The sequence below is a fragment of the Peribacillus sp. P4_C12 genome, assembly GCF_056402095.1.
Genome location: NZ_JBFUIB010001223.1, coordinates 1 through 508, shown reverse-complemented (window position 1 = coordinate 508; position 508 = coordinate 1). Strand labels below are relative to the sequence as shown.

Genomic DNA, 508 nt, shown 5'->3' with positions numbered 1-508 from the left:
CTTTATGGCTACGAAGGAAGCCCCTATTCATGATAACGTGAAGAACTGGATGGTTTCAGCAAATGAATCGGATACAATCGTCATTCAGCGAAATATAGGAAGTCCTTCGCGTGTAGCGTTAAATACTGTTAGTAAAGAGGTCGACCGACTAGAAAATGAGGGAGCCACTTTAGGAGAATTAATCCCGTTAATAACGGGACAAAGAAGTAAAAGCGTCTACTTTGAAGGTAATTTAGACGGAGGGATCTGGTCATGCGGTCAATCAGTCGGTTTAATTAAGGAAGTCAAAACAGTTGATGAACTTTTAAAACAAATCGTTCATGAAGCTAAAGGTTCGTTGGAATATATCCAAAATCGTGTCGAATCGATTCGAACTTGATCAACAAAGCTTTTCATATAGAATTAGGAAAACGCATATGATTTCCTATTCTATTTTTTATAGATGAATAGTAAATGCGACTTATTTAGCAACTCTATATAAAATGATTTCTTTATTTGTCGTTAATAT

Annotated in this window: 1 protein-coding gene; it reads left to right on the top strand. The window is 35.8% G+C overall.

The window, feature by feature from the left end:
- On the top strand, positions 1-379 hold a 379-nt coding region (locus AC1DUW_RS32245), incomplete at its 5' end, for an NAD(P)H-dependent flavin oxidoreductase (RefSeq protein WP_477644641.1).
- Positions 380-508: the final 129 nt, after the last annotated feature.